This window comes from Kribbella sp. NPDC003557, from assembly GCF_040610805.1.
Lineage (GTDB): Bacteria > Actinomycetota > Actinomycetes > Propionibacteriales > Kribbellaceae > Kribbella.
This window is the reverse complement of record NZ_JBEXMY010000006.1, coordinates 728169-735075: the sequence shown is the minus strand read 5'-3', so window position 1 is coordinate 735075 and position 6907 is coordinate 728169. Positions and strand designations below refer to the sequence as shown.

Here is a 6907-nt window from a genome sequence, read left to right as displayed (position 1 = left end):
CGCCGAAGCCGAGGCCGACTACTATGCACAAACCCGAGACGACCGACCGGTCGTCCACACATAACCGAGGGTGCACCAAACCCGGGACGGTTCAGTGACACGCCTCGAATGCCAGAAGTGTGGCGGCGATGCTGGCGTCGTTCAGCGGGTCGAGAGTGTGCACATCACTCGGACAGACGCCGATTGATTGAACCCTCAGGTAAAGCTGGGCCGCCGTGGGTGGCCGGATGCGCACGTCGCGATGGTTGACGAGTCCATGCAGAGGCCGCCAGAGCGCTCCGTCCAGGTCTCCCTCCGGGTCCATCCGACTCGATTACTCGCTCATAGCCCGAGCCGCATCCTGCCGCCGGAAACCAGAGACCGACGCAAGACGCCCGCATGCGCCTCGCGTTGGACACGCACCGAGGCGAAACTTGACCTGGGGCAGTGCCGCCGAGCTCAACGACCTGGGTCAGCTGGACGAATGCCGTCGCTGCCGCCGACACGATGGCGGTGACGACTCCACGCAGTGATTTATGTGACCTCCGCTCGCGACCAGACGTTCGCCCAACTGGGGGATCGCGCCAACGGTGGACTTGGCGAGTTCCCCGCTGTGAAGTGTGCGAGTGGCGCATTCGTCGTGGCCAGACGTCGGCTACGGTGTGCGGGTCGAGTCTGTTGGGCCGAGCCTGATGTCAACTTCGCATGCGGGAAGGCGATGTGGCGTCTATCACATCTCCCGAATGGACCTTAGCTAGGTGTGCAGCTCAGCATGGCGGGATGATCGACCTACTATCTCCCGAATCGAACCGCTGTCCGCGATGCGGTTCAGACTGCCTGGATCCTGTCTACGAACAGACGCCTGGATGGCCTCCGGGGGCATCCGAAGGACTTGCTGGCTTGATTTGCCGGTGGTGCTCGCCGCTCTCCGGGAGGAGATGACGAGCGCGTCGCGGGCTCGATCGCAAGTCACTCGGTGGTCGCCACTGGACGTTCGCCGCCGTTGGCCTTCGTGCCTGGCGCCAGGTGATGCTCTGCCCGACAGGGGCAGAGCCGGCCCCTCGGCTCCCGCGGTCAGGCCGAGCCAGTTGGCTTCACGGCTGTTGGCGGACTTCGCGGTAACCTTCAGCCATCAAGCGCGGATGAGGGCATGCGCATCGACGGCTCCCCCCTCATCACCAATTCGCATCGCGCCTCGGACCTCGAGCCGTAGCGAATGCATCTGCGTCGCTCGTCTCCAGGTACATCGGATACGGCACCCGCCCGTCGAGATCGGACGTCAAGCGGCCGTCATGCTTGCAGGTGACGTCACCCACAGCTACTGATGTTGGCCGATTGTCACTTTGAGTGGAGAAGCTTGGTCGGGTCCGTCGCGGCGTTTCGTCGCCTCCATGTGAAACCAAGAGTCGATCCGACGGACGGTCCAGTCGTGATCGCTCTGCCCCACACACCTCCCGGCGCGGCGGGATGCGCTGCCGATGACGGCAGATAGGATCGAAAGACGGCCGATGAGTGGAGGGACAGACGTGGCACGTTCGGACCTGCTTCTGGACCTCGTTCAGGCGGAGAGGCGGGGTGACCGGGAGCGTTTCCGTGTTCTGGTTGAGGCTCTGATTGCCGAGGAGCGGGCGAACCAGCACCACTTGCTTGCTGACCGGTTGTCCGAGCTCATCACGACCACCGGACAGGGCAAGCCTCGCGATGACCACGCCGCCGGCGTGAGAGACCTCATCCATGAGATTGTTCCCGCACGACGACTAGAGGAACTCGAGCTCGAGCTCCCGGTGCGACGAGTCGTGGCGGAGCTGACCGAGGAGCAGAATCGCTCTGAGCTGCTGCGTAGCTATGGCATCGAGCCGCGGAACCGCCTGCTCCTGTCAGGACCGCCCGGCAACGGCAAGACGAGCGTTGCAGAGGCGATAGCGTCCGACCTGATGCTGCCTTTTTACATCATTCGATACGAGGGGTTGGTTTCGAGCTTCCTCGGCGAGACCGCGGCGCGCCTGGATCACGTCTTCGAGTTCGTCCGGACCCGTCGGTGCGTGCTCTTCTTCGACGAGTTGGACACGGTGGCCAAGGAACGTGCCGACGAGCATGAAACAGGCGAGATCAAACGGGTGGTCTCGACGCTGCTGCTCCAGATCGACAGGCTGCCGTCGCACGTGGTCCTGATCGGCGCCACTAATCACAGCGAACTCCTCGATCGCGCAGCCTGGCGACGCTTCCAGGTTCGAGCGGAGCTCGGGCTGCCGAGCCGTGCTCAGGCGACCCGATTCTTGGAGCGGCTGGCGGCTCGATTCGGTGGCGACCTCGGCTACGCGCCGCGGACACTCGCTGACAAGCTCGCGGGTGCCAGCTTCGCCGAACTCGAGGAGTTCGCGCTCGATATCCGTCGCCGCGCGGTGCTAGATCAGCCCGATGCAGACCTCCGACAGATAGTCCGCGAACGCCTTGAGAACTGGCAGGCGCAGGCTGGCCTATGACTGACAATCCCCGCCCCATGCTGGCTTTGGGACCCGCGGTCCCGGGGCAGCGCGCCACTCAGCAGCCACGACCTGTCCCGCGTGTCGCGGGTCCTGGTGCATCTAAGCAAGGGCAACGCTTATCCTCGCAGTTCAGCGCGCTCGTCGACGCTTTCGACGCCAGACGCGCGACGCTCTCGTCAGAGGCCGCTGACGAGGTCGATCCGGAGCTGGTGCTGGTCTTCGATCTGGCGGGGAGCGTCGTAGAGTTTCGTAACGCGATCGACAAGATCCAGGGTCTGGAGTTCCTGTCGGAGCTCCTTGACGCTGACCTGGAGCCCGACGACGACTTCCACATGAACTCCAACGGGGATCGCTCCGACCAGCTGGTCGGACACTCGCTGTACCTCGTCATGTCGAACGCGAAGGCCGCGGCTCAGCTGGTCACGCTATTCCAGCAGTGGCAGGCTGATCCCGGAATCGCCTTCGCCCACGGCCTCGCTCGGTTTAAGAGAGCCTTCGAACAACTGTTGGCCATCCGGCCCTGGGGACCGGTCGATCGGATCCGGGAAACCGGGCTGCTCGAGGAGTGGCGGGAGCGGCTTGAGGTCGCCGGGCAGACGTTCAGCCCGGTAATGGTCGAGATCGAGCTGTGGTACCGACGTGACGCAGCTCAGCGCCGTGCGGCGGAAGCAAGCATCGTGGAGTTGGTGGCCGCGGCCAGGGGAACGATCAAGAACCAGGCACAGATTGGCGAGATCGGCTATCACGCGTTGCTGGTCGAACTCCCTGTCCAGCAGGTCCAATCAGTCCTCCAGAACGGCGCCGACGCGATCGACCTGCTTAACGCAGACGAGATCATGTTCGTCAGTCCGTTCACACCGATGTCGGTGTCGGTGCCGTCGGCCGAGCCGTCGACGGACATCAGCCTGAGGCCGTCGGCTCCGTCGTCCGGGCAGCCGCGCATCGCCCTGCTCGACGGCCTGCCGATGGCGAACCACGTCATGCTTTCCGATCGGCTTATCATCGACGATCCGGACAACCTCGGTGCGAACTATCCGGTTGCGTCCAGGCATCACGGAACGGCTATGGCGTCGCTCGTTCTCCACGGCGACCTGTCCGAGTCGGGATCCGTTCTGGATCGGCCGCTGTACGTGCGGCCGATCCTTGGGCCACATCAGCTCGCGCCCGGCGCCGAGCGGGTGGTCGACGATCAACTGCTGACGGACCTGTTGCACCGTGCGGTCCGGCGCATCGTTCATGGCGATAACAACCAACCACCAGCCGCGCCGAGCGTTCGGATCGTCAATCTGTCGATCGGAGCTGAATCGCGCTCGCTGGTTCGACGGATGAGTCCGCTCGGCCGTCTGATCGACTGGTTGGCGGTTGAGTACAACCTGTTGTTCCTCATCAGTGCCGGGAACCACCAGGGGCCCATCAGGATCCCCGCAGCGTCGGCAGGCGATCCGGCACAGGCCAAAGTCGCGGCCATGAAGGCCGTAAAGGAGAGCAGCCGGTTGCGCCGGATTCTGCCACCCGGTGATGCCATGAATGCTGTCACCGTGGGCGCGCTGCACGCGGACGGTGCGGGCAACGTGCAGGTCACCGACACCGTCTGGGATCTTGTCGATCCGGGCGCACCGGCGTTGTACGGCGCGGTCGGGCCCGGCGTCGGTCGATCGATTAAGCCCGACCTCTACCACGACGGCGGACGGGCGCTGTATGTGCGTCCCGCGCCGGGGGCGACAGACGAGGACGTTGTCCTTGAACTGGCGCCGACCAGCCGGCAAGGACCAGGGCACAGAGTGGCTGCGCCAGGGCGAGGTGGTGAGATAACCGCTTCGACCTACAGCTACGGCACCAGCAACGCCACCGCGCTCGTAACCCGTGAGGCCAGCCGCTTGTTCGACCTGCTGGAGCGGGGCGCAGACGACGCGGACGACGAACCGTATCCAGACGCGCTGTACCACCCGATCCTGGCTCGCGCCCTCCTGATACACGCAAGCAGTTGGGCAGATCGGCGTCGGGCGTTGCAGCCGATCGTCAGCATAGACAGCCAGCAGGCTCGGCGCGAACTGACTGCCCTGCTTGGATATGGCGGGCTTGATGTCGCCCGTCTGGGAACGGCCGCGCCGAACCGGGCACTTCTCATCGCGGCAGGTTCCATCGGCCGCGATGAACGGCAGACACACCACGTGCCGTTCCCGATCTCGCTGCAGGCAAAGGCGGAATGGCACCGGTTCACTGTGACCCTGGCGTACCAGGCACCGACGTCTGGGCAATTGACCAGGTATCGCGGGACGAAGGTCTTCTTCGAGAAGCTCGATGACCGGGCAGCCGGCGGCACCCGGATAGATGCCGACGTCAACGCCGTACGGCGTGGCAGCTGTCAGCACGAGATCATCGACGGCACCCGAGCCCTCACGTTCTCCGACGGAGAATCGCTGCCGATCCACGTCGAGTGCATGGACGATGCGCAACGTCTGAAGCGCGGTGTCCGGGTCCGTTACGGCCTCGTGGTTTCGGTCGAGACCAAGGTCTCGACGTCGCAGACCATTCATGCCGAGATCAGGACCCGCCTCCAGGCACAGGCACGCATCCGCCCGCGTCTTCGGCCCTGACTTCCACCTTCGCTAGCCATACTCCCGACGAGCGAGCCGTAGACCGACCGATTCAGACCGTTGCTGCAGGCAAGCTCCTGCTCCGTCACAGCTCCGTGAGACACTGACAAACCCTGGTCGCCGTTGGTCATCGATGACAATCAAAATCGCAGGTCAGAGCCCAACCGGCGTCGCCACGCTGAGGTCGCCGTCACGCTGTAGAAGATCTACACGATTTTCGAGGGTAGGTTGGAGATCCAGCGCCTGATCATCGCCCGAGCCATCTCCGGGATGCGGATCAGGAGTACGTCCCACGCGTGCTGCGCAGCGCTTCCCTCGTCGCTCCGCTCCTCGACGCGCCTGCTACGCCCGCTCCCACCCCCTCCGGCTGCCGCCGGTCCATCCTTGCCTGCTGCCGCCGGCGCCCTGCGCGCTACGCGCGCACCCGACCGCCCCGTGGTGACGGCCGGCCGGGATGAGTGAGTGATCTCGTGCCGAGTGTGCCAGGTACTGCACAATCGTTGATGTTGATCCGTCGGCCAGGGCGATGCTCCTCGTCGGTGTCGACTCGAGTGTGTCGACGCTGCCCAGCGGATGCGATTGGCGATAGGGCGCGCTGGGAGGTCAGACGGCCAGAGGCATCAGGCTGCGTGATAACCAGAAAGGAACAGCCTCTGGGCGACTGCCTAGCAGCTGGAGTGATGCGAGGGCTAGGACCTAATGGCCTCGTCGCGGGTGTCCCCGGGATCAATCTCGTGACCTCGTGGGTTTCGGATGCCGGCGACGGCTCCTGCGAGGAGGCGCGTCACTCACGAGACTGTGAGTCCTCGTGAGATTCTATGCAGCGTGGGGAAGGCTCCGTTCGACATCTTGGGAGGACTTCGATGCTCTGGCTCAACAACCGTCTGAAGGCTCCTCCAGTGAACGGCCCGTGGATAGGTCCGGAGTATCTCGCCAACGTTGATCGCCGAAGACCAGATGCGGTGTCCGTGATCGACGGTGTTCCGGTATTGACGGTGGATGAATTGCCGTCGCTAGTGCAAGCCGTTGGTTATCTCAAATTTCACACCGAGGGCCTAACATATCTGCGGGGTCAAACCCACCTGTATGACTCCATGCTGCCGTCCTTGTTCCGCGGAGCTCGACCAGGCAATCAGCGGGCGGCCCAAATCGCGAGACTGGTTGCGACGACCAGTCCGTGGACCTGTTCGCATTCGGGGCATAAGGCCGGAGATTGTATCGAACGGCTGAGTGGTGCTGGCCATAATGAAATACGACTTCTGAGTGGCGGAGTCCCGCGATACGCCGCAGAACCGCTTCTTCAGCACTACGGGGTGAAGACGCGGTGGATAGATGTCGTCGACAATCTCTGGATTGCGCTGTGGTTTGCATGCCATTCGTTCGGTGGAGTCGAAGGTTATCGTCATCCTGTACGTCGCACCCTCCATGATGGCGGGGACCCCTATGTGTACGTCATTACAGTTGGCCTACCAGGTGCTCGGAAGACAGTAGCTCCTGGACTAGTTCGCGTACCGGACCGTGGGCGTATAGTTGATCTTCGCGAAGCTGTGCCATCTTTTTACCTGAGACCGCACGCGCAGCATGGCTTGCTCGTTAGACCACACGACGACGACTATTTCAATCTTCGACTGGGGGCGCTGCGTATCCCACTGCCGGACGCGCTTGATTGGCTGGGGTCTAGTCTATTGCTCAGTCCGTTTGCGTTGTTCCCACCGCCATCGGTTGATGTTGGATACCGCCGAATGATTCGAGCATCAGCGCATGTGCCCGCTCGTGAAGCGGTTGGTCAGATAGACATCTATGGGCCCGGTTATTGACAGGCCAATTCCTCCGACCGCAACATAG

At 63.4% G+C, this 6907-nt stretch carries 3 protein-coding genes; all 3 read left to right on the top strand.

Annotated features, from left to right (window positions below; all coding sequences use genetic code 11):
- Positions 1–1505: 1505 nt before the first annotated feature.
- Entirely contained in the window at positions 1506–2462 is a 957-nt protein-coding gene (locus ABZW60_RS28220; RefSeq protein WP_355481787.1) for an ATP-binding protein, read from the top strand.
- On the top strand, positions 2459–5062 hold the full coding sequence (locus ABZW60_RS28215; protein WP_355481785.1) for a S8 family peptidase: 2604 nt from the start codon (positions 2459–2461) through the stop codon (positions 5060–5062). The genes ABZW60_RS28220 and ABZW60_RS28215 overlap by 4 nt, the downstream gene beginning before the upstream one ends.
- Positions 5063–5880: 818 nt before the next feature.
- Positions 5881–6879: an FRG domain-containing protein gene (locus ABZW60_RS28210; RefSeq protein ID WP_355481783.1), complete on the top strand. Its 999-nt coding sequence runs from the start codon at positions 5881–5883 to the stop codon at positions 6877–6879.
- The last annotated feature ends 28 nt before the right edge of the window (positions 6880–6907 follow it).